The organism is Micromonospora sp. NPDC007230, from assembly GCF_042869115.1.
Classification (GTDB): Bacteria; Actinomycetota; Actinomycetes; order Mycobacteriales; family Micromonosporaceae; genus Micromonospora.
This window is the reverse complement of record NZ_JBIAFE010000020.1, coordinates 1-26637: the sequence shown is the minus strand read 5'-3', so window position 1 is coordinate 26637 and position 26637 is coordinate 1. Positions and strand designations below refer to the sequence as shown.

The following is a 26637-nucleotide window of genomic DNA, read 5'->3' as shown; positions in this document are numbered from 1 at the left end:
GGCAGCGCTCGCCTGGCGGCCGGCGTCGCTGGCCGGCGGGTCAGCGGGCGGCCGGGGTGGTGCGGCGCAGGTGGTCCAGGACGATCGGGTCGATCCGGCCGGGAACGAGGCGCTCCTCAAGGTTCTCCACCCCGGCCCACGAGGCGAGCGCGTCGTCCAGGCCGGCCGGGCCGACCGGGTGGCCGGCGGCGGCCAGGCGCGCGGCCACCTCGTCGGCGAGCGGGCCGGCGAGGTCCCGCAGGGTGGCCGGATCGGGCTTGCCGAAGAGCATCGTGTGCGTGTCGAGCAGGCGGCCCAGCTCGGTGACCGGGTCGGGGTGGTCGTCCACCCGCAGGTCGACCAGCTCGTCGCCGGTGCCGGCGTAGCCGCCACGGTGCTGCACCACCAGCAGGCCGGCGCTCTGCCGGCCGCGCCGGTCACCGCCCGCCCGGTCACCGGCCTGCAGCGCGGCCAGCAGCCGCCGGGGGAAGGGCAGCTCGGCCCTGCCCAGCCAGGCGTCCCGGATCGCGTCGATGACCTGCGGCCCGGCCAGGATGTTGCCCTGTGCCGCCCAGCCGTCACCGGCCTGGCCGCCGGCCCACGGGTGGCAGCGCGGCCCGGTCCAGGTGGCCCCGTCGCCGGTCGTCCCGACGACGCCGAGCTGCCGATCGTCCCGGCCAGGGTCGGCGGCGACCAGGCCGGCCACCACGTCCGCCGGGGCCACGCCGGTCCGCAGCAGCGCCAGCCCCTGCGACCGGTAGGCCAGGTTGACGTGCGCCTGGGTGGCCACGGCGCCCACCTCGGCCTCGGCGGCCGGGACCAGCGCACCGGCGGCGAGGAACTTGCTGGCCACGGCGACGCCGTGCAGGCGCCCGTCGGCGGAGCGCGCGACGATCGAGAAGGTCACGCGCGGATGGTAGCGCCAGCAGCCGGTTCGGACGGTCCCGCAGGGGACTGCGGGGGCGGCGGTTCAGAAGGGCGGCTTGGCCGCCTCCGGCGGTTTGCCCCGCGCCCGGAGGGCGTCGGCCACCGCGACCGCGATCAGCACGACGGCAGCCACGGCCGAGGCGATCAGCGGCGGGTAGCGCAGGAGCAGCGGCACCGAGGCGAGCAGGACCAGCATCGCGATCCACCGGGACGGCGACACGCGGCCGAAGACCTCGTACTCGAACCGGGCTCGACCGGCCAGAAAGACTGCCGGGCCGAGGATGATCAGCGCTACCCAGGCCGCCTCGATCCGGTGGAGGGGGTGTTCGATGGTCAGCTGGTAGCCGATGGCGATGGCGGCGATGCCGATCAGCATGACGCCGTGGGTGTCGGCGGCGGACCGGCCGATCGTCGCGGGATGCTTCGCCTTGAGGACCGCCTCGCCGAGGATCTGTCCGGCCCGCTGGAAGTAGATCCGCCAGAGCAGGATCGAGGTGAGCAGCGCGAGGGCGAAGGCTACGGTGGGGTTGGCGCTGAACGGACGCGCGCTGTAGGAGAAACCGGCGACGAGGATCGTCTCACCGAGCGCGACCAGGAAGAACTGCCGGTAGCGCTCGGCCAGGTGCTCCCCGGCGATGTCCCACCGGGAGACGGCGGACCGCCCCAGTCCGGGCACCGGCCAGCCCGTGCGCCCGGCCAGATACTCGGTGGCCAACGCCACCGCCCACAGCACGATCCGAGGGTTGGTCGGCACGAACGCCCCGACCAGCCAGAGCACGCCGGTCGTGGAGTATGTGATCAGCATCCGCACCTTGAGTGGCCGGTTCTGATGGTGACCGAGGGTGGTGAGCAGGATCAGCGGTCGGGAGACCTGCGTGACCACGTACGCGACCGCGAACGCCAGGCCGGACACCGTGAAGGCGCGGGGGATGGCCACGCCCATGACCATGCTGCCCACCAGGGCGATGACCACGACGAGTTGCAGCCCGGATCGGTACGGGTCGTACCGGCTGGTGGTCCAGGCGGTGCCCTGCCACACCGTGTACAGCGCCAACAGCAGCAGCAGGGTCTTGCCGCCGCCGGTGATCGGCGAGAACCCCGTGGTCCCGCCGGGCTCCAGGGCCAGGTCCTGGAAGGACCGAGCGGTGATGCGGGTGAGCGCGAAGACGAACACCAGGTCGAAGAAGAGCTCCAGGAACGTGGCGCGGGTCGACACCGCCGCGCCGCTCGAGCGCTTCTCGCGATCGACTGGCCCACCGGTCTCGTCACCGGTCGTCATGGTCGGCAGTTCCCGCCGTAGCTCCAGGCCACCTGGCAGTCGTAACACGCGCTTCCGGTGCTCCGGCCGGTATCGCCTGGATTGCCGCCACCGGGGCGGTTGCTGCTCGGCGGCCACCCCGGGTCCGCTCGTCCGGCGTGGCCGGGCGCCCCGCCGGTCGGGGTGACATCCCTCAGAACGGCGGGGTGGCCTCCTCGGGTGGGCGATTCCGGGCCCGCCGGGCGTCGGCCACCGCCACCCCGAACAGCACCACGGCGGCAGCCACCCCGGACGCCAGCGTCACCACGTGCAGCAGCAGCGGAGCCGACGCCAGGAGAACCAGGATGGCCACCCAGCGCGACGGCGACACACGGCCGAAGACCTCGTACTCGAAGCGGGCCCGACCGGCCAGGAAGAGCGCCGGACCGCCGAGGGTCATGGTGACCCACACGCTGTGGCTGTGCCCGGCCGGATGGTCGGTGACCAGCTCGAAGCCGATCGCGGTGGCGACCACGCCGATCACCATCACCAGGTGGGTGTCGGCGGCCGACCGGCCGATGGTGGCGGGATGGGCGGCCTTCGTGACCGCCTCGGCCAGGATCTGCCCGGCCCGCTGCACGTAGATCCGCCACAGCAGCACCGACGTGACGAGCGCCGTGGCGAAGGCGGCAGTCCGGTGCAGGTCGGGCGGCAGCTCGCTGAATTCCAGGCCGGCGACGAGGATCGACTCGGCGAGCGCGACGAGGAACAACTGCTGGTACCGCTCGGCCAGGTGCTCCCCGGCGATGTCCCAGCGGGAGATGGTGGAGCGGCCCATCATGGGCACCGGCCAGCCGGTCCGCATCGCCAGGCCCTCCAGGGCGAGGGCGGTCGCCCAGAGCGCCGCCCGCGGCACGGTGGGCAGGAACGCGCCGGCCAACCAGAGCACGCCGGTCACCCCGAACGTGATCAGCATGCGTTGCTTCACCCGGCGGTACGGGTGCCCGCCCAACGCCGCCAGCAGGATCACCGGCCGGCTCACCTGCGTCACCACGTACGCGACGGCGAAGGCGAGCCCGGCCTGGGCGAACGCCCGGGGGATCGCCACCCCCATCACCATGCTGCCCACCAGGGCGATGATCACGTTCGCCTGGATCGAGGTGTGGTACACGTCGTACTGGCTGGTCGTCCATGCGGTGCCCTGCCAGACCGCCCAGAGCGCGAGCCCCAGCAGCAGGGTCTTGCCGCCGTCGGTGACCGCCCGCCAGACGATTCCGTGTCCCGGTGCCACCGCCAGGTCCTCGAAGGCGCGGGTCCCGATCCGGGCGAGCGCGAAGACGAACACCAGGTCGAAGAAGAGTTCAAGGAATGTCGCCCGTTTCGCGGCGTCCTCGCTTTGCAGCAGACCCGGCAGTTCGGCGGCCGTCACGGTCGCCTCCCCCCGTCGGTCCAGCCCATCTGGCAGTCGTAACACTCTTTCCGGTTCTGTTGGCGTCTATCGTGCTTTTCGATCGGGTCGGCACGGGTCCGGATCTTGCTCAGGGGGACGGCGAGCGGGCACGATCGACCAGTGACGATCAGATGGGGCATGGCGGTTCCGCTGGGCGGCATCCCGCTCGCCGACCACGCCCCGGTCTACGCGGCCCTCGACCGGGCCGGCTTCACCGATGTCTGGTCGTCGGAGGTGGCCGGGACCGACGCGTTCACGCCGCTGGCGCTCGCCGCCGCGTGGCAACCCCGGCTGCGCCTCGGCACGGCGATCGCCCCGGTCTTCACCCGGGGGCCCGGGCTGCTCGCGATGAGCGCCGCCGCGCTCGCCGAGGCCGCCCCCGGCCGGTTCGCCTTCGGTATCGGCGCGTCCTCGCCGGTGCTCGTCCGTGACTGGAACGCCGGCCGGTTTGAGGAGCCGTACCAGCGGACCCGGGACGTGCTGCGCTTCCTGCGCTCCGCGCTGCGGGGGGAGACGGTCGACGGGGCGTACGACACGTTCACCATCCGCCGGTTCACCCTGGAACGCCCTCCGGCTGTGCCGCCGCCGGTGCTGGTGGCCGCGCTGCGTCCTGGCATGCTGCGGCTCGCCGCCGCCGAGGCCGACGGAGTGATCCTCAACTGGCTGGCCGCCGCCGACGTGCCGACCGCCCTCGCCGAGTTGGGTGAGCGCCGGCCCGGCTTCGAGGTCGTCGCCCGGATCTTCGTCTGCCCGACCGAGGACGCCGCGCACGCCCGGGCGCTGGGCCGCCGGCTGATCGCCGGCTACCTCACCGTCCCCGCGTACGCGGCCTTCCACCGCTGGCTGGGCCGGGATCCGCTGCTCGGGCCGATGTGGGCGGCGTGGGCGGTCGGCGACCGGCGGGGCGCCGCCGCGGCCGTGCCGGACGAGGTGGTCGACGCGTTGGTGCTGCACGGCTCACCCGAGGACTGCGTCGCGCAGGTCCGCCGGTACGCCGAGCAGGGGGTGGACGTGCCGGTGCTGGCGCTGCTGCCCACCCCGGAGCTGGCCGCCGGTGGCGCGGCGGCGCTGGCTGCGCTGATCCCCCGGCTCGGCACGGAGGTGACCTGAGATGAACCTGACCGATCGGGTGGCCGTGATCACCGGTGGCGCGGGTGGCATCGGCGCGGCGCTCGGCCGCCGGTTCGCCGCCGAGGGCGCCGCCGTCGTCGTCCTCGCCGACCTGGACGCCGACGCGGCCCGCACAGTCGCCGAGGGGATCGGACCCGTCGCGCACGCCGTCGGGCTGGACGTCACCGACGAGGCGCAGGTCCACGCGCTGGTCGACGAGACCGAGCAGCGGTACGGGCGGATCGACCTGTTCTGCGCCAACGCCGGCGTGGCCACCGGCGGGGGAGTGGACGCGCCCGACTCGGACTGGGAGCGGGCCTGGCAGGTCAACGTCATGGCCCACGTGCACACCGCCCGGGCGGTGCTGCCCGCGATGCTCCGCCGCGGTCAGGGTTACCTGCTGTTCACCTGCTCGGCGGCGGGGGTGCTGACCGCGGTCGGCGACGCCCCGTACACCGCGACGAAGCACGCCGCGGTCGGTTTCGCCGAGTGGCTGTCCGTCACCTACCGGGACGCCGGCATCCGGGTCAGCGCGCTCTGCCCGCAGGGCGTGGACACGCCGATGCTCGCCGACGGTCTGGCCGCCGGGCACCTGGGTGCCGGGGTGATCGCCGCCTCCGGGGCGGTGCTCAGCCCCGACGAGGTCGCCGAGGCCACCATCGCCGGGCTGGCCGAGGAGCGGTTCCTGATCCTCCCGCACCCGGAGGTCGCCACGTACGCCCGCCGCCGCGCCGAGGACCCGGACGGCTGGCAGGCCGGCCTGCGCAAACTGGTCCGCAAGCTGCGGGTCTGATCACCCTCGGCGTCCGCTGCCCGGGCCGGCGGGCGCGCCCGTCAGAGATGTTCGACAAAGACGTGCCCCGACGGGGCCGCGTCCGCCCAGGATCCACCGGGCCGCCGGCGTGTGCGCGGGTCAGACCGATGCCGACCCGCCGGTGTCGCTCGGCGGGCCGCCGGAGTAACTGGCCCAGTTGAATCCCGGCCGGGCGCTCTCGGTGTCAGAGAGGCCGGGCCCGGCGCGACGCGCGCTGCGCCGAAGCCCATCCGCCGCCTTACGGGCCGCGGCGAGCTTCTCCTCCCGGGTCAACTCGCGACCGTCACGGGTACGCACGCGCCACCGCCAGCCGGCGGTGACCAGGAGAGCTGTGGCGAGGGTGGCGAGGATCGCCCAGACAGATGCGGGCATGCCCTGACGGTAGGACCGGCGGGCAAGGCGTCAGCGGCGCCAGCGCAGCGGGCCCGGATGCACCGTCCACAGCAGCCGCCGCCACCACGGGCGGGCCGCGCGCAGCGCCGAGACGTAGCCGGCGGCCAGCGTCGCCGCCCGGTCCGCCTGGGCGGGCGTCGCCGTGCCCGGGGCGAACGCCACCTGGTTGAGCAGTCCGGCCAGCTCGTCGACCTCGCCACCGGGCGGGTCGCTGCCCGGCTGCGGGGTCCGCGTCCCGGCCGGCACGATGCCGGGGCTGGAACTCCGGGGGCTGTCCGCCGGGCCCGACGCCATCGGCCCTGTGGCGGGGAATGCGGCATCCGACGGCCTCTGCTCGGCCGGTTCGCTCGCCCCGCTCTGCGCGGCCCGAGCCTCGGCCAGGGCGCGGCGGGCCTGCGCGGCCACCTCGGCCGCCGCCAGGTCGTCGCCGGCCGGGTGACCGGCCAGCCGCAGCGCGTCGGTCAGCTCCCGCCAGGCGCCGGCGATGCGCCCGCCGGGGTCACCCCGTTCCAGCCGGGCCCGGGTCAGGTTCCGGCGCAGCGTGGCCAGCGCCAGCAGCGCCAGCCCGATCAGCAGCACCAGAACTCCCGTGCCGCCGCCGGCCAGCACCGCCGGGCCCGGCCCACGCCGGCCGGCGGCCGGACCTGATGCGGCCTCGGCCGGAGGCGCCGCGGTGGGCTCCACCGTCGGCTCGGGCACCTGCGACGGGGGCGGGTCGTCCGGGGGCGGACGGAAGTCCTCCTCCACCGGGCGCGGCTCCTCGTCCGGCCGCGGCATCGGGTCGAACGGCACCCAGCCGACGCCCTCGAAGAGCACCTCCGGCCAGGCGAGCGCGTCCGCCGCGCGGACCGGCCCATCGCCCTTGGGCGTGAAGCCCACCACCACCCGGGTGGGCAGGCCGGCCAGCCGGCCGAGCACCGCGAATGCCGCCGCGAACTGCTCCGAGGTGCCGCGCTGCCCGCCGCCGTTGCGCGGCCCGAACAGGAAGAACCCCAGGTTCGGGTACGCGTGCCCGCTCGGCGCGTCCGCGGTCACCCGGTAGTGCTCGGCCAGGAAGTCCGCGATCGCCGCGGCCCGGGCGTACGGGGCGCCGTTCTCCTCGGCGAGCTGGGTGGCCAGCCGGCGCAGCTGCTCCGGTGCCCCGTCGGGCACCCGCAGCACCCGGGCCACCGCGTCGCCGGCCGGTACGTTCGCCGTGGCGAGCAGGTTGGCGTCGGGGCGCTCGCGTACCGAGGTGACGGTGTAGCGCAGCCCCGGGACCAGGCCTTCCGGCCGGATCAGCGTCCCGGTCGCCGGGTCGTACGCCACCCGGGCGCCGGTCACCTCACGCGGGGTGGGTACGGCGGGCAGCAGCCGCCCGGTCAGGTCGGCCACGGTGATCTCCTGGCGCACCGTGTCGGTGGTGGTGTCCGGGGCGGTGGGCGTGGCGGGCAGGATCCGCCCCGCGTTGCGGTAGGTGGCGCCGACCCGCCAGGTCACCCCGTCGTAGTCGCTGAGCACCGCGAGCCGGATCCGGGCACCCTGCTCCGGAGCGGCCTGCTCGGTGCGCACGTCCAGCAGTTGCTGGTCCGGGTTCAGTGCCCAACCGGAGATCCGGATCAGCGGGTTCTCGTCCAGCGACTCCACCTGCGGCGGTTCCACGTACCGGCGCGGGTCGACCGGGCGGTCGTCCACCTGGCCGGCCACCACCGGGGCGAGCAGGGCAGCCAGGGCGACCACCACCGCCACCCCGGCCGCGCTCGCGGCGAGCAGCCGCAGCCGCACCGCCGCGCGTACCGCCGGGGCCAGGCCGGCCGCCGCGTCGGCCGAGGCCGGCGCGCGCTGCCCGGACGGCATCGCCAGACCGGCCGCGGCGACCGCGGCGAACAGCACCGTCGGCCAGACTGCCGGGTCCGCGTTCGGCCCGACCACGTAGACCGCGCCCGCGTAGAGCAGCACCGGAGGCAGGTAGCCGAGCAGCACCCGACCGGTCCGCAGCGCCACCTCGGCGGCGGTCAGCCCGGCCAGCCAGGCGGCGACCAGCGGCACCAGCACGGTGTCCGGCGCCGGCTCCACCGGGATCATCGCGGTGAGCAGCCGGGGGATCGCGTTGCGCGCGGCGTCCGCGGTCACCTCGCCGAGGCTGCCCGGCAGCCCGGCGTGGCTGGCCGCCAGCCGCAACGACAGCGCCGTCCACCCGGCCAGGGCGGCCACCGACACGGGCGCCACCAGCCACGACGGCAGCCGCCGGGCGGCCACGCTCACCAGCACCGAGCCGACCGCCGCGCCGACCACCAGCCGGGTCAGCAGCGGACCCGCGTACACCCGGCCCAGCACCACGCCGGCCAGGGCGATCATCGTGATCAGCGCCAGCGGCACCGGCACCACCCGCAGCAGCCGGGCCCACCGTCCGCCTGGCCCGGCGTCATCTCCGGCCGGCACGCCCGGTCCGTCCGCGCGGGCCTGGGCCGGGGGCACCGTCACCACCGGCGGATCCCGTCCCACTCGGCGGCGAACTCCGCGCCGTCGGCCGCGTCGACCACCACCAGGCCCGCCGCGCCGGGCGGCGTCGGCCCGGTCGCGCCGAACATCCCCACCACCACCGACAGGTACGCCCCGCGCAGCGCGCCCACGTACCCCAGCTCGCTGCGGGCACCCGGCCCGGTGAGGAAGACGAGGGTATCCCCGAGCCGTTCCTGCCGCAGCCGGCTCAGCGCGGTACGCAGCGCGTCGGCCCCCCGGTCGGCCAGCTCCACCGCGGCGAGCCGCTCCAGCGCCCCGCCGCCGGTCGAGTCGTCGTCAGGCGCGACCAGCAGCAGGCTCACCGGGAGATCCTCCCGGACCGCGGCGGCCACCACCGACGCCGCCGCCTCGCACCCCGACTCGAACGACTCGGCGACCCCGTCCACCCGCTCCGGATGGGCGGCCGCCCGGTTGTCCAGCACCACCACGATCCGGGGCAGGCTGGTGTCCACGTTCTCCCGCACCATCAGCTCGCCCACCCGGGCGCTGGTCCGCCAGTGCACCCGGCGCAGCTCGTCGCCGACCACGTACTCCCGCAGCGAGTCGAAGGTGATCGAGCCGTGCGGGACGCTGTCGGTCCGCCCGTCCAGGCTGCGGCCGGCCCCGGTCGGCACCGCCGTCAGCGGGTGGATCCGCGGGTGCACCCAGACCGGCACCGTGCTCCCGTACGAGCGGGCCAACGCGACCAGGCCCAGCGGGTCGCGGCGGGTGACCCGCAGCGGCCCCACCGGCACCACGCCCCGGCGGTGGGTCAGCACGTCGTAGCGGACCTCGGTGTCCCGGCCGGGACGCAGCCGCAGCAGCGGCACCGGGACGAGGCGGCCGCCGCAGCGGTCCTCGGCGACCAGGTTCGCCGCCCGCAGCCGGCCGGTGTTGCGGACCGTCAGCGTCATGGCGGCCGGCTCGCCCCGGGCCACCCGGTCCGGGTCGGCGACCCGGTCGACCGCCAGCCGCGGCCGCCAGGCGGCGGTGACCGCGGCGTACCCGACGGCGACGCCGGCCGCCGCGCCGAGCACGGTCAGCTCCGGGTACGCGTACCGGAAGCCGACGCCGAGCAGCACGACAGCGGCGACGAGCAGCCCGACGCCGCGGGCGGTGATCCCCACGGCTCAGCCGTGCACCGGGGCGGGCTGGCCCGACGGCAGCGGCACCGGCACCGAAGCGACCGCCTGGCGCAGCACCTCGGCGGCGGTCACCCCGCGCACCTGAGCGTCCGGGGTGAGCAGCAGCCGGTGCGCGAAGACCGGCTCGGTCAGGATCTTCAGATCCTCCGGCATGATCCAGCCGCGCCCGTCGATCAGCGCGTACGCGCACGCCGCCCGGGTGAGTGCGATGACGCCCCGGGGGCTCACCCCGACCCGGACCTGCGGGTGGTTGCGGGTGGCCGCGGCCAGCCGCACCGCGTACGCGTAGAGCGGCTCGGCGATGTGCACCCGCCGCGCCATCCGGACCATCTCGCCGATGGTGGCGGTGTCGGTGATCGCGCTGAGCGAGTCGGGGGAGCGGACCGTGGCGCCGCGCAGCACCTCCACCTCCACCGCCTCGTCGGGGTAGCCGACGGAGAGCTTCACAAGGAACCGGTCGAGCTGTGCCTCGGGTAGCCGGTAGGTGCCGTCCATCTCCACCGGGTTCTGGGTGGCCACCACGAGGAACGGCTGCGGCACCGGGTGCCGTACGCCGTCCACGGTGACCGTCCGCTCCTCCATCACCTCCAGCAGCGCCGACTGGGTCTTCGGCGACGCCCGGTTGATCTCGTCGGCGATGACGATGTTGGCGAAGACCGGGCCCGGGTGGAACTCGAAGCCCCGGGTGGCCTGGTTGAAGATGGTCACCCCGGACACGTCCGAGGGGAGCAGGTCCGGGGTGAACTGGATGCGCCGCCACTGACCCTTGACCGTCGCGGCGATCGCCCGGGCCAGGGTGGTCTTGCCGACCCCGGGCACATCCTCGAGCAGGACGTGTCCCTGGGCGAACAGCGCGGTCAGCGCCAGCCGGACCACCTGCGGTTTGCCCAGCACGACCGCGTTGACGTTCTCCGCCAGCCGGGCGGCGAGGGCGGCGAAGCCCTGCACCTCCGGCTGGGTGAGCGGTTCCTGGGTGTTCACGTGCGCGGGTGCTCCTCGAGACGGTGACGCGGTCAGCAGGTGGGCAGGAGGTTGATGTTGTCGCCGCCCTCCAGGTTCAGCCAGGCCCACGGGATGTAGTTGCGTCCCGAGTACTCGACCTGCACCCACCAGGTGCTCTGCTTGTTGTTGTTGTAGATCCAGGCGTCGACGCTGTCGCCCCGCACCTTGCAGTACGTCCGCAGCCGGGTGCCGGGCTTCGCCCAACCCACCTGCTTGCCGTTGAGCTGCTGCGGCACCGAGAAGATCTCGTTGCCGTTGCGGCCGGCCACGTCGGCGTCGCAGTAGGTGCGCTGATCGCCGTCCGGACCGTTGTTGCAGGTGGCGATGCCGTAGAGCGGATCGGTCGACTGGGCCCGGGTTGCCTTGCCGTCGCCGGCCGCGTTGGTCGCGGTCACCGTCACCGTGTACGCGGTGCCCGGCGTCAGGCCGGTCAACCGCAGGCTGGAGCAGCTCCCGCTGGCGGTCTTCCCGCCGGTGGCGGCCGAGCAGGTGGCCCTGCCGCCGCCCGCGTCCACGGTGAACGACACCGTCACCGAGGTGGCGTCGGCCGACGAGCCGGTCACGGTGACCCGCGGCACGGCGACCGTCCGGGCGGTGGTGCTGGCCTCCGCGCCGGGACCGGCCTCGTTGACCGCCTTCACCTTCACCGTGACGTTCTGCCCGTTGCCGAGACCACCGACCGTGGTCTGGGTGTCGGTCACCTCGCTGGTCTTCCCGCCCACGTCCACCAGGTACTTCGTGACCGGGCGGCCGTTATCGACCGAAGGCGCCCACTGCACCGAGATGGTGCCCGGCTGATCGGCGACCGTGGCCGCGCGCAGCTCGGTCGGCGCGGCCGGTGCCGCGAACGGCACCACCGTGTTGCTCACCGGCGAGGCCTTCGAACCGGCCCCCTTGTCGGTCACCGAGACCACCGTGAACGCGTACTGGGTGCCGTACTCCAGCTGGCCGGCCGGGATCACCAGCTCGGTCTTGCGCGACTCGCCCGCCGGGGCGGTGGCGCCGGCGGAGGTGGCGGTGACCGCGTACCTGGCGACGGTGTTGCCCTGGCCGTTGGCGGCGGGCCACTTCACCAGCACCGTGCCGTCCGGCCGGGCCTCCGCGGTGACGCTGGCCGGCGGGTCCGGCACCTCCGCCGTGGGGGTGACCGGGTTGCTCTTGCGGGCCGGTCCGTCGCCCTTGGCGTTGACCGCGTGCACCTCGAACCTGTACGTCTCGCCGTTGGTCAGCCCGGTGACCTCCAGGGCGCGCTGGTTCGCGCCCACCTCGTGGCGCTGGCCGGCGCCCTCCACCACGTACTTGGTGATCTCGGCGCCGTTCGCCGCCGCCGCCTGCCAGCTGACCCGCGCCGACGCGTCACCGGCGGCCGCCGTGACGGCCCGCGGCGCACCCGGCTTGCCCACCTTCGGCTTCTTCGGCGGGGGCGGCGGCGGGGGAGCCGGCGGCGGGTCACCGCCGAGCACGTCGTTGGCGTACTTGTTGACGTCGCGGACCTGGTTCTTGTCGTCCACCACCTGTGCGGTCGACGAGTTCGGCGGGTTGATGAACAGGTGGTTCTCGCGGACCTCCAGCTCCATCGGGCCGGGCCGCCCGGAGCCCTTGACGGTGTCCACCAGCTGCCCGTTCGCGTCGAACGAGTAGACCGCGCCGGTGTTCTCGTCGGCGACGTAGAACCGCCCCGCCCACGCCACCGCCGGGGTGAGCCGGTCACCCGCGCCCGGGACGGTGAACTGCCGCACCTCACCACCGTCGCGGACCACGTGCACCTTCCGCGTGCCGACCACCGTGACCGGCACCTGCGGGCCGCTGGTGCGCGGCGGCAGGCTGCCCGGGGCGGTCATCGTCAGCTTGGCCCGCTGCGTCCGGCCGCCCTGCACGGTCACCAGCGACGCGGAGGTGCGGTCCAGCACCGCAACGCCGTCGTCCAGGGTGGACACCACCAGCTCGTGGCTCGGCTCGGCGACGTCGTACGTCTCGACCCGCTTCGGGCTCAGACCCGCCGGCGGCGCCGCGCCCGGCGTGGCCGGCAGCTCGGCGGCGGTGACCGCCGAGACCGTGCCCTCGCCCGGGACGGCGATCCACAACCGGCCCGCGCCGTCGAACGCCCCGCCGGTGATGCCCGGCGGGTAGCGGACCGGCTCGCCCACCGGGGTCAGCGCCCGCGGGTCGAGCTGCCGCACGATGCCCTGCACCGCGTCGACCACGAACGCGGAATCCTCGTGCAGCGCCACATTCACCCCGAGGCCGGGAGTGGTCGGGGTGGTCGCGGTGATCTGCAGGGTGGCCAGGTCCAGCGAGCTGACCTGGCCGGTGTTCAGGTCACGCAGGATCAGCAGCCGGTCCGTCTGGGCCACCTGCATCTGGTGGCGGCGGGCCCCCGGCACCTCCGTCCGGGTGTCCACCCGCGCGGTCAGCCCGTTGACCCGGGCCATCTCGCTGCGGGTGGTGCTCCACAACCAGGAAGACGCGTCGTGGTTGGCCACCGCGGTGTCGGCCGCGCCCAGCCCGAGCACGGTCAACCCCATCGCGGCAAGCAGCGCGACCACGACGCCGATGGTGACCAGCCCGCCCCGCATCCGGGTACGGGGTCGGGACGCCTGCGCCCCGGTGCTCGTGACGTCCTCGATGGTGGCCACTCCCGGATGCCTCCCCGTCTCGGTGCGGGAGGCGTCCACGCACGGGTGGACCCTCCCCAGAGCCGGGAGCCATCATAGGGGCCGCCCGACGGCCGTGGTACCCGGACCGTCCGCCTGTGGACACCCAGCGTGTCGTGCGTGGACCAAACTGGTCAGCGGGTCCCCGTGCCGCCCTGCCGGTCGGTGCAGACCTGCCCCGAGGTGGCGTACGTGTCCGTCGAGTAGACCGCGAGGACGGTGAAGCAGTAGTCCAGCTTGGCGCTCAGCCCGTTCACCGTGTAGCGGGTCTCCCCGGGGTCGACCGTGGCCATCACCCCCAGCTTCTGCCCGGCCCGACCGCCGGCCACCACGAACGGCACCCCGCCGTCCGTCGGGTCGGTCCAGGTGACCGTGATCGTCGTGGCCTCGTCCTGCAACCGCAGGTCACCCGGGGGCGGGCCGCTCACCTTCGGCTTCCCCGGCGACGGACCGGACACGGGTGGCGGTGTCGCCGCGTCGCGGTTGAGCAGCACCACGCCCACGCCGAGCACGGCCACCACCGCGACCACCGCCGCGCCGACCACCACGGCCACCGCCGTCCGGTTCCGGCCCCGCGGCTCCGGTTCCTCCACCACCGGGTACGCCGGCGGCTGGTGGAACGGCGCCGGCACCGGCCAGGCACCCTGCTCCGGGTACGCCTGCGGATTCGGCGCCGCTTGCGGATACTTCGGCTCGGGAAACTCGAGCAACTCGTCGTAGACCGGCAGCGACCGCCGCGCGCCGTCGCCGGTCTCCGGCCCGGCCTGGTCCCCGGGCCCCGGGTCTGCCTGCGCCACCTCGTCCGTCGCCGGCTGCGGCGGGGCGTCTTCGGGCTGGTCCAGCGGCTGCGGCGCGGTGTCGCCCGGCCGGTCGAGCGGCTGCGGCGGGGCGGCGCTGCTCCACGGTGGGGCGGTCAGCCCCCACGGTGGCACCGGCGACCCGCTGACCGGCGCGACAGCCGGCGGACCACTCACCGGCGGCCCATCTCCCGGGTGCACAGGCGGCCCGCTCACCGGGTACGCCGGGGGCCCACTCATCGGGTACGCCGGCGGACCGCTCACCGGGGGCACCGGTGCGGGCGGGCCCACCGGCGGCTGCGGCGCGGCGGGGGGCGGACCGGTTACGGGCGGCGCGCCGACCGGCGGACCATGGACCCGTGGCGCGCTGATAGGCGGGGCGCTCATGGGTGGTGGCGCGCTCATCGGACCGCCCACGGGCGGCGGTGCGCTGATCGGTGGCCCGCTGACGGGCGGTGCGCTCACCGGCAGACCACTCACCGGAGCGGCGCTGATCGGCGCGCCGCTTGCGTGGGCCGGACTGGCGGCCGGAGTTGCGCTTACCGGGGGGCCGCTGACCGGTGCGGAGCTGACCGGCGGGTGGCCCGGGGATCCGGTGGGCGGTGGGCCGCTCACCGGAGCGGCGCCGACGGGCGGGGCGGTGACCGGTGCCCCGCCGACAGGGGTGGCGGCCGGGGACGCAGCGGCCGACCGCTCCGCCTCCTCACGGAGCAGCGGCCCGATCTGCTGTACCTGGATGGTCGGCGTCGCCCAGCCGGGCGCGGGCGTGCCGGACGAGTGTGACTCGGCGGACCCGACGGGGTTGCCCTGGCCCGCCGCCGGCCGGTCGGACCCGTGTGGGGTCGGGCTCACCGGCGGAGTCGAGGTGGGCGTGGGCGGCAGGTGCGGCGCGGGGACGGCCGGGCTCACGGGGGGAGCCGAGGTGGGCGTGGGCGGGTGCGGCGCCGCGACGGCCGGTCCCACCGGGGGAGCCGACGTAGGCATGGGCGGGTGCGGCGCCGGGACGACCGGAGAAGCCGAGGTGGGCGCGTTGAATGGCGGTCTGGAGCCTGGCGTGGCGCCTGCACCGGGCGGCAGCGCCGGTGCCGGAACGGGTGGGGGCGGGGGCAGCGTGCCGGATGGCGGCGGGGCGGAGATCGGCGCCGGGACCTGTGGTGCCGGGGGGATCGGCCGGGCGGTCGGCGGCATGGGCGGGGATCCCGGACCGACTGGGCCGGACGCCGCCGAGGCCGGGCCGGGCGGGGCCGGGATGACCGGTGCCGGCGGCAGGGTGGCCGGCGGCGTGGAGACAACTGGCGGAGCGGAGACGGCCGACGGCGCGACCGGTGGCACCAGCCCCGGTACGGGCGGCCGCGCGACCGGCGGAATCGGACCCGGCGCCGGCGGGAGTGCCGGTGGCGCGGAAGCCGGCCCGACGGCGGCGGACGGCGCGGGGACCGGCACGGCCGAGGTGGGCACCGGGATGATCGGAGGCGGCGGCAGCGGGGTCGCGGTGGGACCCGCATGGACCGGTGTTGGTGCGGGGACGACCGGCGCCGGGGGCAGGGGCGCCTCCGGACCAGGGGCGGGAGGGGCCCAGGGCGACGGCGGCGCCGTCCCGGTCTGCGGCGCCCTGTTCGTACCCGGCGCGGGCGAGGCCATCTCCGGTGCTCCGGGACCGGGTGGCACCGGGCGGGGAGCCGCCGGCACCCCGGGTGCGGGCGGCACGGCCGGGGGCTGGTGCGGGGCCGGCATGGCCGGCAGCGACATCGTCGGCCCGGACAGCGCGGCCGGGTCCGGCTGCGGGGTGGCAGCGGCGGCGGAGCCGCCGAGGTACTGGCGCGCGGTGCGTACCGCGGGGTGGTCCGGACCGAGCACCGCGGGCCCGGCGGTGGCCACCCGGGTGTAGTTGCGACGGGCCTCGTGCCGGTTTCCGAGTTCTTCCGCCACCCCCGCCAGGTCGAAGCTGAGCGCGAGCATCAGCGGGTCGGCCTCGCCGCGGCGACGCTCACCGGCCGCGTACGCCTGCTCCAACACCCGCCGGGCGGCGGCCGGGTCGCCGGCCTCCCGGTGCAGGCGGGCGAGCAGGTGGCCGCTGGCCAACACGTCGGGGTGGTCCTCCCCGTAGGCCGGCCGGGCCGCGGCGATCGCGTCGTCGAGCAGGCGGCGGGCGGTGGCCAGGTCACCGGCGGAACGCAGGGCGAGGGCGTGGTGTTGCGCGGCGGTCAGAGGGGAGGGGTGTGACACGTGAGCAATGCTGCCCGGAATCGGGCGTCGGACGCTACCCGACCCGGCCGATCTGGAATGGGGTCTTGCGGGCCGATCCCGTCTCGTCGCCCTGACCTGCGGAAACGGGCAGCCGGAACGGCGATGTGCATGATCCATCTGGGCCGTGTACAGTAATGCCCCGTGCGGCCCACGAGGGCGACCGAACCGGTGAGTAAGTCACTGCGGTCGACAGGGTAGGCTGGACGAGCAGGTCCGGGTGGCGGAATGGCAGACGCGCTAGCTTGAGGTGCTAGTGCCCGTATAGGGCGTGGGGGTTCAAGTCCCCCCTCGGACACCAGTCTTCGTGCGGGATCACGGGAGCTCACCGCCGTGGTGGCTCCCGATGAGGGCACTCCGTAGCATCCGTGCACACATCGAAGATGAGGGCTCTCGGCACGACGCGTTGAGGCCGCGCGAACGGCTGCGGCGGTCACCATGACGGCCGCCCGGCAACCGCCGCGCCGACGCCTCGACGAGCAACTCATCGGCGCGGTGATCCCCACCCCGCTTCCTCGCCCGGCACCGCCACCGGCTCCGATGCCAGCGCTGCCCGCAGCCCTTCCATCTGCGCGGGAACCGGTCGACGACATCGTCTTCGACGTGGCCCGCCCGGACGCCGACGGCCGGGTGGCCGCCCGGGCGTTGCTGCGGGCGCTGAGCTGGCCGTCCGGTCACCGTCTCCATGTCGACGTCACCGACGGCCTCCTGCTCATCGCCGCCGTACCCGACGGGACGCACGCCGTTGGCGCCCGCGGCGCACTCCCGCTGCCCGCCGCAGCCCGGCAGATGTGCGGCATCACCCCGCACCAGGTGGTGCTGCTGGCGGCGATCCCGGCGCGCGATCTGCTCATCGTGCACCCCTCGAACACCATCACGCGGCTCCTCGCGGACCTGCACACCGCCGTCCTCGGAGGCCCTTCTCATGCCGGCTGATCCGTCACGCATCGTCACCGCCCGGCAGATCCTCGCCCATCTCGGCCTTACCCCGGCCGACCTCGGCGCGCACTCCGATCCGGCGGCGCAGATGCCGACGCTCGCCGAGTACATACCGCGCGTCGAGGCCGCGGCCAGTCCGGGCACTCGCCGCACCTACGGCACCTACTGGAACCGCATGGTCGCCGTTTTCGGTCACCTGCGGCTGGACGAGGTGACCGCCAGCGACATCGAAGCCCTCATGCGCCAGGTCACCGCCACCGCCCGGTCCCGACGCACCGGCCGGCAGGGCCGTCACGCCGGGGAGCACGTCATCGCGGCCGCCCGCGCCGTCTACCGCCGTGCCATCGCCGACGGCTACATCGCCCTGGGGGCCAGCCCAGCCCACCGGGTCGCCAAGCCGCGCCGGCTGCCCAACCCCCGCCGCGCCCTCACGCCCGGTGAGCTTCAGGACATCAACCTGGTGGCGCGTAGCAGCGGCAACGACGTCATCCTCGACGCACTGCTGCTGCGCCTGCACACCGAAACCGCCTGCCGACGCGGCGGCGCCCTCGCCCTCCGCCTGGTCGACCTCGACACCCGGCACTGCCTGATCCGCCTCACCGAGAAAGGCGGCACCCTGCGCTGGCAACCCATCACCCCGATCCTCGCCGTCCGCCTGCAGGAGCACGCCCAGGTTCGGGGCGCGGTCCTGTCCGCAGACCGGCTGTTGCGCTACCGCAACGGCCAGCCGATCAGCAGTCGCCGCTACGACCACCTCTGGAGACGCATCGGAGACCGTCTGCCATGGGTCGCCGCGCAGGGCATCTCCACCCACTGGCTGCGCCACACCACCCTCACCTGGGTGGAACGCCACTTCGGCTACGGCATCGCGCGCGCCTACGCCGGCCATACCGACAGCCGCGGACCCGCCACCACCACCTACATCAAGGCTGACCTTCACGCCGTCGCCGAGGCCCTGGCCGCCATGACGGGCCAGCCCCACCCGCTAGCCAGAGGACAAGACGGGCAGTCCTTGCCCGCACCACGCCAGGGATGACGGCGGCTGGGCCGCATAGCTAGCACTCGCCGTTGATCCAGTCCTCAGGAGACGCCGCTCGCAGACGTGCTGGTGTCGGCGCTGGTGGGCAACGGCGGGATACCCGGCTGCAGGTAGCCGATACCCGCTGCGACAACCCACTGGGCTGCCGCCGGTTGGAGGGCCCACGGCTCGCGCAGAAGGGTTCTGCGCAAAACGCGACGGTCCGCCACCTGCGCGGGTTCTGGCCGCAGTCGTTGACGCCGCTGGCCGTTGGGCCCCCAGTGCGGATGCGACGGCTCGTCAAGGGCGGTGACGAAGTCGTCGACCAGGCTGGGCCAGGTCGGCGTGCCCCACCAATGGCGGCACGCCAGCCCACCGTGTGCCGCGGTGCGCCAGGCGGCGTGTCGGCCACCCCGTTCCTCGGCTGCGGCTGCCCACCCGCCCAACACGTCCGCGACGTGGTCGCTGAAGTCCGCGAGGTCATCGCCGGCGATCTCGACGAGCCGCGAGCCACCCGGCAGTAGGCGCTGCGGGTTGACCAGCCAGCGCCAGATCCGTACGGCCAGCCAGTCCCAATCGTCCACGCCGACGCCGTCAAGCCGCCCAGCGTCGGCATCTGCCGCCGGGCCCACCTCACGGCGCCAACGGCGGATGATTTGCCGTACTCGCCAACATGTGTGCGAATTGATGCGGAGCATGTCGCCGTCGCTGAGCGGCCCGTCCCCGGCGTGCCAGTCCTCCACCGGGCTGTTGCGCCACGCGTTGTTGACAACACCGACCGCAGCGAGATCCAGAACCGGCCCCACCCGATCCGGATCGATCCCCACCTGATGAGCCAGCATCGCCCGCACGAACTCCGACTCCTGCTGCGGCGTCAAGGCATCGTCGATATCGCGGCGAGCGACCGTCTTCATGGACACCGAGAATGCCAGCTCTTGCTCTCGATTGGCCGGACCGGCCAGTACCCGGTCTGGCCGGCGGCAAGACGACGGGTTGGATCAGCCCGGTGGGCTTTAGTCTGAGGGCATGCTCGACGCCGGCAGCCGGACGCGCACCCAACCACCCCCACCGGCCATCGTCTTCGAGGCACTGACCGAGCCCAACCGCGACCCGGCGCGTCCCTGGCTGCAGCTGCTGGACGACGAACAATCGCCGCAGGTCCTGCGCGCCGAGCACCCACACCTGGTCATCTGGTCATCCCTGTGGCCCAAGAGGCCGGATGCCCAGGTGCGCTTCGACCTGCAGTCCGACGGCAGAGAAGGCACCCAGCTGCGCTGGACGCTGCTGGTCGCCGAACCCCTACCCGACCCGTCACTGCTCGGACATCTCCGCAAGCGGCTCAACGAACTGATCAACGCGAACCTGCGCTACACCTTCGGGCAGTAGCCAGACCAAAGGTTGATGGGCAACAGCCACTGGAGGCCGAACCCCGACGACAAGTGCTACGAGTGCATGAGGCCGTAGCTGACGATGGGTGCCCCTTGTCGCTTGTCCTATCCCTTGTCGACGCGCCGGCCGCCCGGCGGCTGTGCGGTGATCGGCGATCGGAGCGAACCGCTCCGGTATCCGGATCTGCCGATGAGCGTGTATGTGATCGATCCGAGCTGCGGGTAACACCGCCCACAAGTTCGCCCGGCATCGCAGCTGGATGGGACGCGCCTGGTGCGGGGTATCGACATGCGGCAGACTTCAGCCCTCGGTCTCGTGCTCGGCAGCGCCGATCCCCCCGCAGCGGAAGTCCTCGGACGACTGTGCCCAGTCCTCAGGGTGGGAGATGGGCAGAAGTCGGAACTGCTGATCGTGGGTGCTGTCGTACTCGATGACTGCGTCGATCTTCATGCGGCTATGGTCGCGAATAAGCAGCATCTCCACGACTTGCCCAGCCACCTTCAGGTCGTCAGCGACGGTGCCCGCTCCCAAGCTTGTGGGCGACGAGATGATGCCCGCCTTGTCCCGATCGACGTAGAAACCGCGTTGCTTAGCGGCATTCGCCTCCTTCGCAGCAGCCTCGGCCTCGCGCTGGCGACGCTGCCACGCGTCCTCCCACGGCTCACCCTGCCGCCGCTTGTCCATCGCCTCGTAGTCGCCCCAGAAGGCAGGCAACTCGTCGCCATAGACGAACGCCTCAAGGAACTTCTGAACGTGGTCACGGCCATGCTTGGCGAGGCGATCCACCTTGCGAGGCTCCCCGTCCCCGGTACTCCACGCAGACGAGAACGTGTCGTAAACCCAGAGCGCCTTCCCGAGTTCCTCCTGAGCCCCTCTGGCCTGGTTCTATGTTCGGGTGTCGATGGTCGTCGTTGGTCAACTTTGCCCGGCGTTTGACGCCCTGGGGACGCCCTGACGCCCTGGTGACGCCCTGGCGGAGCTTCAGTTTGAAAGGACGAAGATCACGGCCGGCAGGGACCTGGTGGGCCAGGTCATGGCAGGAAGCGCGTGACCATTCGTGCCTGCACGCCATGTCGCCGGTGGTCTGTCCCGGGCGGTGTCCGCCGGCGGGCTTGGCTGTACCGATGGCTGTACAGCCACCTTCTAATCCGCAGATTCCTGTTGATGGCTCCCGTCAGCGGAGCGTGCGCTCGGACGTCTCGGAATGGTGTTCGTAGTCGCGGACCAAACGGCGGTGTCTTACGCTAGGCCATCGCATCGTCATCGCGGCGACCGCCGCCGGAACGAAGGAAACCAGAGTATGCGTAAGGTCGTGGTCTATGAGCTGCTGTCTTTAGACGGAGTTGCCGAAGAGCCGGGAAACTGGATGTTCGACGTCGATCAGCAGGTTTTCGAGAACCTTTCCAGCGTCATCAGCACGCAGGATACCGTGCTGCTGGGACGCGGCACGTACGACTACTGGGTGGATTATTGGCCCAGCTCGGACGTCGAACCGTTCGCCACCTTTATCAACCGCACAGCCAAGCACGTCATCACGTCCAGTAAGCCCGCCACGGAGTGGGCTGGGACGGTCTTGGTGGATGTCCCGGTCGCCGATTATGTTGCGTCTCTCAAGCGTCAGGAGGGCGGTGACATCGGAGTACACGGCAGCATCAGCTTGGCCCAGTCGCTCCTCAAAGCGGGATTGGCCGACGAGCTGCGACTGGTCATCACTCCGACGCTAGCCCACGACGGGCGAAGGCTGTTCGACCACGACGACACGCTGCGCCGGCTGACGCTGCTTGACGCGCAGTCCACACCTTCCGGACACCTGCTCTTGGGGTACCGCGCCCTTCCGGCGTGATGCCACCGGGGGCCGTTTGTTAGGAGGGCTGTGATGACCGCGGCAGCAGATCGCACAGGAAAGGCTGGGTGGCTGTTGAGCTTCGTTCGGTGCCGGACTGTCCGAACCTCGCGCCGGCTCGGCATGAGCTGCGCGCGGCGCTGGCCGACGTCGGTCTGCCCCTCGCGGTGGTCACCGAGGTCGTGGGGGACTGCCCGTCTCCGTCGATCCTGGTCAACGGTGTGGACGTGATGGGCGGCATCGACGGTTCGGCCGCCTGTCGCTTGGATCTCCCACTGGCGAGCGCATCCGCGCTGCCCTGCGCCAGGCGGTAGGCGCCGGACTTGCCACCGGTGTGACTGAGCAGAGCCGGGTGGATTGCCGCGCGTAGCCCGGGCAATGCGATCCGGACAGATCGGCCCCGCCGCGCCGAGCAGCTCAACGACAGTCTCCGGCAGGTGCGTCGAGCGATCCTGGGTCACTTCGCCGCCATCGGGGCTGCCCCCACTGACCCCGACATCCGCGCTGGCGCCGGCGCGGCGGACCTGGACACCGCGAAGGCGCTGCGGGAACTTGCCCGGGAAGATCTTGTCGCCGTCGACGGCGGCGGGCGTCTGGTCGCGGCCTACCCGTTCTCGCCAACGCTGCCTCGCACTACGGCTCATCGACCTCCGCCCCACGACCCGTTCGTACGACGGGTGCCTACCCGAACGGTCGCTGGCGTCGTATTTGCTGCGTTCGAGTGCGCGTTTGACGCCGCCTCGTTCGACCGCGCGGTCGAAGCCCACCCGTTCCAGTACCTTGTCCACGATCTTCAGGACGGCTCGGGCGACGAGCCAGCCGATCACGAGGATCACGATGAAGGCGACCGCTTTCGGCACGAAGAGCAACACGGACCGCCACATATCGGTCAGGGCACCACTGATGTTGACCTGTCCGGCCGCGAGGGTTTTCTGCACGATGTCCCTCCTGTCGCGTGAACTGCGACCGTCCGCATACCCGGTCGGTCCGCGGCACGCCGCGCCGACTCGCGGGAATCTCGACCGCTGCGCGCCGAACGGCCCGTCGTGGCCGGGTGCGGGGTCAACACAACCGCCCGCCCAACACGCCAACCGGACCCCGTCGCAGCGGACGCAAAAGCCTCGGATGCGCCAGTCGCCGGAGACGGTCTCAGTGATGATCGGGCAAGCCCGGCCTTCGGGTTAGCGGCCGTTGTGGCCACGACCGGATCAAAAGCACCGAATCAGCCTCCTTATGGCCTTCTTGTCCTCACGATGGGAGAAAGCGCAAAGCACGGCAGAAGGCGGGCGATCGACATGAGGCGTAGGCGTAGCAGGAAGCGGTCGCTGTTGCAGGCGACGGCAATGGTCCAGCCCGCGACGGCAGCAGCGGCGGCACTAGCGGTGGCAGCGGTGGTGGCCATTGTGCGAACCAGCCGGCGCCGCACGGCAGGTGACATCGCCGTCAGTGATCTTCCTGCTCCAGCTGATGGCGCATCCACCGCGGCAGGCGCAGGCACCCCATCGCTGGCCGGCGCCACGGTCGGTCCGAGTAGCGCCACCGGCACCTCGGCCGCGGCCACCCGGCCCAGGTGAGGTGACGACGCGGTGCCGCAGCCAGGCCTGACCCGGTAGGACAGCCACTCGACACCCGGGGTGGGCGCGTTTGGCCCCGTGATTCACGACCGAACATCCTTGGGAGGTTGACCGCACATGGATGGTCCACCGGGTGGCGACCCGAAGGCCCAGCAGGCACAACCGGCAGAGGCCAGCGTTGCGCAACTCGTCGAGCGCGCCACCGACCAGATCAGCCGGCTGGTGCGCGACGAGATGGCCGCGGCCCGCGCGGAGTTGACCGGCAAAGGCAAGCGCGCCGGTGCCGTCGCAGTGATGTTCGGCGGAGCGGGCGGGATGACGTTCTACGGCGGGGGTGCCCTCGTCGCCGCGATCATCCTGCTACTGGCGAAGGTCATGTGGGCGTGGCTGGCCGCCCTGGTCGTGGCGGTGATCCTGTTCGCGGTAGCCGGTCTGCTCGCGCTGTCCGGAAAGAAGCAGACCAGCAAGATGATGCCTCTCAAGCCCCAGTCGACGCTCGACAGCGTGCGCACCGACGTCAAGGTCAGTGCAACAGGCCGCCAAGAAGGGGAGGGAGCGATGATGGCGGACGCGAACAGCGACCCGGACCGCACCAGCGAGGACGTCGAGAAGACACGAGCGGAACTGGGCGCCACGGTGCAGGCCCTGGCAGCCAAGACCGACGTGAAGGCGCGGGGCCGCGACAGCGCCCTCCAGATCAAAAATCGCGTCGGCCAACGACTGACGGGTGCGGCCCAGGCGATGCGAGGAAAGACCGCAGGAGCGGTACAGAAAGCTCGGCAACGGGCGGATAGCGCAGGTCGCAGCCGCATGGCAGGCACGGCGCGGCAACGCGCTGCGCGAACGCGCGACACGGGCGATGGCCGTAGTTCGCAGCAGGTCTCACGCTGCCGCAGATAGGGCGGGCCCGGCCGCCCGTTCGATCCGCGGCGCGGCCGTAGCACTTCGGTCGGCAGCCCGTCGCCGTCCCGCTGCCCTCGCCATGACCGCCATCACCGCCGTCGGCGTTGCCGCAGCCGTGCGGCAGCTCCGACCGGACAGGCGCGTCGTTCGGCGCCGTCGATGTTGAGCTGCTTGCCGTACGCGCGCGGTCCACTCGGCTCGGCGCCGGTATCACCGGGCTTCGGTCGCGTCGCCGCCAAACTGCGGGCAAATCCCTCAGTGTTGTAGATCGTCCCGGCGGCTTGACCAATGGGTTCAGTGACGCTCTGACACCGCTGCGGCAGCGGCAGGCAGGTCATGTTCCCCGCCCGGGTCGCGGTGGATCTGGCGATGATGCTGGCCGATGGCGGTGATGCCATCGCCGACCTTGCTGTCTCGCCTGATCAGCCGGGCGTGTTCGGCCCGGTGGCCTCGGAGCCGACCGCATGGCGGGTGCTGCCCGGCGTGGACGCTTCAGCGTTGGCGCGGCTGCGGGCGGCTCGGGCGGGGGCGCGAGAGTTGGCGTGGGCGCAGATGGTCGAGACCCGTGAGGTCTTCCTGCCTCGACGGCGGCGGGGATGCCGGTACCGGCGATCGTGCTGGATGTGGACGCCTCGATCGTGATCTGCCACTCTGAGAAGGAGAACGCGTCGCGGACGTGGAAGAAGACGTTCGGCTAGGGCTGCTGCGCGAGGGTCGGGCCGGGTCGAACACCGCCGACCACATCCTCGTGTTCGACCGCGCCCTGGAGCAGATCCCCGACAACCACCGGCACGGCACGCCGATCCTCGTGCTCTCGGGCTCGGCCGGTCGCCCACATCCGCAGCCTGCGCGAACACGGCATGACATCCGATTCTCCGTCGGCGTGGCGATCACCGAACCCGTCCGCGACACGATCCGCGCCGCCACCGGCTGGATCAGCGCCCTCGACAGCGACGGTGACCTGCGCGAGGGGGCCGAGATCCGCGAGATCACCGGCCTGCTGCCCGCCGACTACCTGGCCGCCTACCCGCCCGGCACCCGGGTCATCGTCCGCCGCGAACGCCCGCACCCCGGCGCGCAACTGACCCTGTTCGACACCATCGAAGGCAAGCGCCACCAGGCCATGGCCACCGACACCCCGACCGGCACAGGATCGGTCCAGCACCTGGAAGCCCGCCACCGCGCTTACGCCCGAGTAGAGAACCGCGTCCGCACAGGGAAGGACACCGGCTTCGCCCGGTTCCCCTCCCGCCTGTTCGCCATCAACCAGGCATGGTTGGAACTCGCCCTCACCGGCATCGACCTGCTCGTCTGCCAGCTACCTAGGCCCCATGGGCCCGCGTCGCCATGATCTCCCCGTGCGCGACAGCTGATCGCCCTGACAGGAGACACTGCGTGTCCGAACCCAGAAAATCTATGTGGCAATCGCTAGACATGCTCGCCGTTGCTGGTTAGTCTTTCTACCGTTGAGTGCGAGAGTGCAACAAAGACGCTGACGAAAACCGCCCACGACGGGCGATGGAGCAGGGCCAGCTTCACACGGCTCCCGCTCGGCACGACCTGTAAGAAGTGGAAGTTGAAGCAGTACGGCGGTACCCCGGGCGTGAGGCTTGCGCTCGGGCGCGACGACGCGGTGGGGCCAGCCTCAGGTTTCAGGGCTCCGCCGCAGGCAGTATCGGTCCGCCGGCGCCGCAGCCAGGAGATCGTGGGCCGGGCGCCGGCGGGCAGCACGCACAGTTGAGCTAGAGGAAGACAGAGGAAAGGGAGGGCCGTACACCGTTGGATCGCCCGCCGCCGGCCGCATGTGACGGGCCGGGCGCGGACACCGCAGTTTCCATCGAACGAGAGGTGGTTCTCCGGTCACGCTTATGCGATCCCCGCACCCGAGGCCGTCTGGCCCCGTGCGGACATGACAAACCGACAGTCTTGTCGGTGATGGTGTTTCTGACCCGTTAACCCTGGGGCCCCGGCGCTTCCCGCGCCGGGGCCCTCGATGTGGAGGTGGCATGGGCCAACCCGATGACATGCTGGACGACGAGAACTACCCCGCCTACACGATGGGCCGCGCCGCGGAAATCGTCGGTTGCTCGCAGGACTTCCTGCGCCGGCTCGGCGAGGCGAAACTGATCGACCCGCACCGCTCCGCCGGCGGCCACCGCCGCTACTCCCGCCACCAGCTACGCCTGGCCGCCCGCGCCCATCGGATGTGCGAGCAGGGCACCGACATGGCGGCCGCCTGCCGCATCATCATCCTCGAAGACCAACTCGAAGAAGCCCTCCGACACAACCAATCCGACCCGACCCACTGACCACCCCGCACCGGTGGTAACCCCCGAGGCGACGCGAACCGTCACACGGTCCCGGCCCAGCAAGGCAGGGACCGTCTGTCGTTTCCGACGTGGTCGCCGAGCCGATACCGCCACACCGGGGCGCGGCCCGCCAATCTTCTCCCAGCGCCGCCCACCTGCTCTCCGGCAACCCACACACCCGACCCCACGCCCACAGGCAATCAACCAGCCGGCCACGGATCCACGATGTCCGACAACATCGCGGTGATGATCCCGCCCGGCAAGGGGTACGTGGAGGCGATGACCTCAGAGACGAGGAAACAGCCAACAGCACTGCCTCGGCGATGCACAACACTGAGCCATTTTCATCCTGCGTAGCGGTTCGCTTCGACGTGGTGCAGGACGAGGATGGCCTGCACGATCGCGGTGGCGCGGCGGGGGCAGCAGCGC

Annotated in this window: 20 protein-coding genes, 1 tRNA gene and 6 pseudogenes; 13 read left to right on the top strand and 14 right to left on the bottom strand. The window is 72.7% G+C overall.

Annotated features, from left to right (window positions below):
- Positions 1 to 40 precede the first annotated feature (40 nt).
- From ACFYML_RS25275 to ACFYML_RS25265, 3 genes are all read right to left on the bottom strand, one after another.
- Entirely contained in the window at positions 41 to 886 is an 846-nt protein-coding gene (locus tag ACFYML_RS25275) for a DUF1028 domain-containing protein (protein ID WP_387422989.1), read from the bottom strand.
- Positions 887 to 949: 63 nt separating this feature from the next.
- The gene (locus ACFYML_RS25270; protein WP_387422988.1) at positions 950 to 2185 is read right to left on the bottom strand and encodes a low temperature requirement protein A; all 1236 of its coding nucleotides are present in this window, start codon (positions 2183 to 2185) and stop codon (positions 950 to 952) included.
- Between the two features lie 172 nt (positions 2186 to 2357).
- Positions 2358 to 3572, bottom strand: a complete 1215-nt coding sequence (locus ACFYML_RS25265; RefSeq protein WP_387422987.1) for a low temperature requirement protein A — start codon at positions 3570 to 3572, stop codon at positions 2358 to 2360.
- 159 nt (positions 3573 to 3731) lie between these two features.
- Here ACFYML_RS25265 and ACFYML_RS25260 point away from each other — a divergent pair, with 159 nt between their 5' ends.
- On the top strand, positions 3732 to 4703 hold the full coding sequence (locus tag ACFYML_RS25260) for an LLM class F420-dependent oxidoreductase (RefSeq protein WP_387423084.1): 972 nt from the start codon (positions 3732 to 3734) through the stop codon (positions 4701 to 4703).
- Position 4704: 1 nt separating this feature from the next.
- Positions 4705 to 5496 (top strand): SDR family oxidoreductase, encoded by a 792-nt coding sequence (locus ACFYML_RS25255; RefSeq protein ID WP_387422986.1) that lies wholly within the window; start codon positions 4705 to 4707, stop codon positions 5494 to 5496.
- Between the two features lie 120 nt (positions 5497 to 5616).
- Here ACFYML_RS25255 and ACFYML_RS25250 read toward each other — a convergent pair whose 3' ends face one another.
- The 6 genes from ACFYML_RS25250 to ACFYML_RS25225 all read right to left on the bottom strand — a co-directional run bounded on the left by ACFYML_RS25250 (position 5617) and on the right by ACFYML_RS25225 (position 14166).
- Entirely contained in the window at positions 5617 to 5889 is a 273-nt protein-coding gene (locus ACFYML_RS25250) for a hypothetical protein (protein WP_387422985.1), read from the bottom strand.
- A 30-nt stretch (positions 5890 to 5919) separates the two neighbouring features.
- A complete protein-coding gene (locus tag ACFYML_RS25245; RefSeq protein WP_387422983.1) occupies positions 5920 to 8394 on the bottom strand; it encodes a transglutaminaseTgpA domain-containing protein in 2475 nt (824 codons plus the stop codon).
- Positions 8370 to 9518 (bottom strand): DUF58 domain-containing protein, encoded by a 1149-nt coding sequence (locus ACFYML_RS25240; RefSeq protein ID WP_387422982.1) that lies wholly within the window; start codon positions 9516 to 9518, stop codon positions 8370 to 8372. The genes ACFYML_RS25245 and ACFYML_RS25240 overlap by 25 nt, the downstream gene beginning before the upstream one ends.
- Before the next feature lie 3 nt (positions 9519 to 9521).
- Positions 9522 to 10517, bottom strand: coding sequence for an AAA family ATPase (locus ACFYML_RS25235; RefSeq protein WP_387422980.1), 996 nt, complete (start codon positions 10515 to 10517; stop codon positions 9522 to 9524).
- A 32-nt stretch (positions 10518 to 10549) separates the two neighbouring features.
- Positions 10550 to 13174 carry a fibronectin type III domain-containing protein gene (locus ACFYML_RS25230; protein ID WP_387422979.1) on the bottom strand — a complete coding sequence of 875 codons (2625 nt, stop codon included), beginning with the start codon at positions 13172 to 13174 and terminating at the stop codon, positions 10550 to 10552.
- A gap of 152 nt (positions 13175 to 13326) precedes the next feature.
- Entirely contained in the window at positions 13327 to 14166 is an 840-nt protein-coding gene (locus ACFYML_RS25225) for a hypothetical protein (RefSeq protein ID WP_387423083.1), read from the bottom strand.
- An 877-nt stretch (positions 14167 to 15043) separates the two neighbouring features.
- Here ACFYML_RS25225 and ACFYML_RS25220 point away from each other — a divergent pair.
- Positions 15044 to 15877, top strand: coding sequence for a hypothetical protein (locus ACFYML_RS25220; RefSeq protein WP_387423092.1), 834 nt, complete (start codon positions 15044 to 15046; stop codon positions 15875 to 15877).
- Between the two features lie 164 nt (positions 15878 to 16041).
- Here ACFYML_RS25220 and ACFYML_RS25215 read toward each other — a convergent pair.
- A pseudogene (locus tag ACFYML_RS25215) lies at positions 16042 to 16353 on the bottom strand (hypothetical protein); the annotation flags it as partial.
- A 94-nt stretch (positions 16354 to 16447) separates the two neighbouring features.
- Between ACFYML_RS25215 and ACFYML_RS25210 the strand changes: the two are divergent.
- The 3 genes from ACFYML_RS25210 to ACFYML_RS25200 all read left to right on the top strand — a co-directional run bounded on the left by ACFYML_RS25210 (position 16448) and on the right by ACFYML_RS25200 (position 18208).
- Positions 16448 to 16534: transfer RNA gene (locus ACFYML_RS25210), tRNA-Leu, on the top strand.
- Between the two features lie 137 nt (positions 16535 to 16671).
- The gene (locus ACFYML_RS25205; RefSeq protein ID WP_387422978.1) at positions 16672 to 17169 is read left to right on the top strand and encodes a hypothetical protein; all 498 of its coding nucleotides are present in this window, start codon (positions 16672 to 16674) and stop codon (positions 17167 to 17169) included.
- Complete coding sequence (locus tag ACFYML_RS25200; RefSeq protein WP_387422977.1) at positions 17159 to 18208, top strand: tyrosine-type recombinase/integrase; 1050 nt, start codon at positions 17159 to 17161, stop codon at positions 18206 to 18208. The genes ACFYML_RS25205 and ACFYML_RS25200 overlap by 11 nt, the downstream gene beginning before the upstream one ends.
- A gap of 44 nt (positions 18209 to 18252) precedes the next feature.
- Here the strand turns inward: ACFYML_RS25200 and ACFYML_RS25195 are convergent, their stop codons facing one another.
- Positions 18253 to 19104, bottom strand: coding sequence for a hypothetical protein (locus tag ACFYML_RS25195; protein ID WP_387422975.1), 852 nt, complete (start codon positions 19102 to 19104; stop codon positions 18253 to 18255).
- A 112-nt stretch (positions 19105 to 19216) separates the two neighbouring features.
- Here ACFYML_RS25195 and ACFYML_RS25190 point away from each other — a divergent pair, with 112 nt between their 5' ends.
- A complete protein-coding gene (locus ACFYML_RS25190) occupies positions 19217 to 19576 on the top strand; it encodes a hypothetical protein (protein WP_387422974.1) in 360 nt (119 codons plus the stop codon).
- 303 nt (positions 19577 to 19879) lie between these two features.
- On the opposite strand, the pseudogene ACFYML_RS25185 reads toward ACFYML_RS25190, so the two are convergent.
- Positions 19880 to 20437: pseudogene (locus tag ACFYML_RS25185) on the bottom strand (AbiV family abortive infection protein); the annotation flags it as partial.
- A 442-nt stretch (positions 20438 to 20879) separates the two neighbouring features.
- Between ACFYML_RS25185 and ACFYML_RS25180 the strand changes: the two are divergent.
- Together ACFYML_RS25180 and ACFYML_RS25175 are read left to right on the top strand one after the other, a co-directional pair.
- Positions 20880 to 21422 (top strand): dihydrofolate reductase family protein, encoded by a 543-nt coding sequence (locus ACFYML_RS25180; protein ID WP_387422972.1) that lies wholly within the window; start codon positions 20880 to 20882, stop codon positions 21420 to 21422.
- A 68-nt stretch (positions 21423 to 21490) separates the two neighbouring features.
- Positions 21491 to 21736, top strand: coding sequence for a hypothetical protein (locus ACFYML_RS25175; RefSeq protein ID WP_387423091.1), 246 nt, complete (start codon positions 21491 to 21493; stop codon positions 21734 to 21736).
- 354 nt (positions 21737 to 22090) lie between these two features.
- Here the strand turns inward: ACFYML_RS25175 and ACFYML_RS25170 are convergent.
- Positions 22091 to 22360: pseudogene (locus ACFYML_RS25170) on the bottom strand (hypothetical protein); the annotation flags it as partial.
- A 753-nt stretch (positions 22361 to 23113) separates the two neighbouring features.
- Here ACFYML_RS25170 and ACFYML_RS25165 point away from each other — a divergent pair.
- From ACFYML_RS25165 to ACFYML_RS25150, 4 genes and pseudogenes are all read left to right on the top strand, one after another.
- Positions 23114 to 23554 (top strand): annotated as a pseudogene (locus ACFYML_RS25165) (phage holin family protein); the annotation flags it as partial.
- Positions 23555 to 23896 (top strand): DUF3618 domain-containing protein, encoded by a 342-nt coding sequence (locus tag ACFYML_RS25160; RefSeq protein WP_387423082.1) that lies wholly within the window; start codon positions 23555 to 23557, stop codon positions 23894 to 23896.
- A gap of 170 nt (positions 23897 to 24066) precedes the next feature.
- Positions 24067 to 25208: pseudogene (locus ACFYML_RS25155) on the top strand (transposase); the annotation flags it as partial.
- Positions 25209 to 25905: 697 nt separating this feature from the next.
- Entirely contained in the window at positions 25906 to 26208 is a 303-nt protein-coding gene (locus ACFYML_RS25150) for a MerR family transcriptional regulator (RefSeq protein WP_387422971.1), read from the top strand.
- Between the two features lie 344 nt (positions 26209 to 26552).
- Here the strand turns inward: ACFYML_RS25150 and ACFYML_RS25145 are convergent.
- Positions 26553 to 26637 (bottom strand): annotated as a pseudogene (locus ACFYML_RS25145) (IS5/IS1182 family transposase); the annotation flags it as partial.

Coding starts and splice junctions, on each gene's coding strand:
- ACFYML_RS25270 (WP_387422988.1), bottom strand. CDS start 2,185: ATGACGACCGGTGACGAGACCGGTGGGCCAGTCGATCGCGAGAAGCGC.
- ACFYML_RS25260 (WP_387423084.1), top strand. CDS start 3,732: ATGGCGGTTCCGCTGGGCGGCATCCCGCTCGCCGACCACGCCCCGGTC.
- ACFYML_RS25255 (WP_387422986.1), top strand. CDS start 4,705: ATGAACCTGACCGATCGGGTGGCCGTGATCACCGGTGGCGCGGGTGGC.
- ACFYML_RS25250 (WP_387422985.1), bottom strand. CDS start 5,889: ATGCCCGCATCTGTCTGGGCGATCCTCGCCACCCTCGCCACAGCTCTC.
- ACFYML_RS25205 (WP_387422978.1), top strand. CDS start 16,672: ATGACGGCCGCCCGGCAACCGCCGCGCCGACGCCTCGACGAGCAACTC.
- ACFYML_RS25200 (WP_387422977.1), top strand. CDS start 17,159: ATGCCGGCTGATCCGTCACGCATCGTCACCGCCCGGCAGATCCTCGCC.
- ACFYML_RS25195 (WP_387422975.1), bottom strand. CDS start 19,104: ATGAAGACGGTCGCTCGCCGCGATATCGACGATGCCTTGACGCCGCAG.
- ACFYML_RS25190 (WP_387422974.1), top strand. CDS start 19,217: ATGCTCGACGCCGGCAGCCGGACGCGCACCCAACCACCCCCACCGGCC.
- ACFYML_RS25180 (WP_387422972.1), top strand. CDS start 20,880: ATGCGTAAGGTCGTGGTCTATGAGCTGCTGTCTTTAGACGGAGTTGCC.
- ACFYML_RS25160 (WP_387423082.1), top strand. CDS start 23,555: ATGATGGCGGACGCGAACAGCGACCCGGACCGCACCAGCGAGGACGTC.
- ACFYML_RS25150 (WP_387422971.1), top strand. CDS start 25,906: ATGGGCCAACCCGATGACATGCTGGACGACGAGAACTACCCCGCCTAC.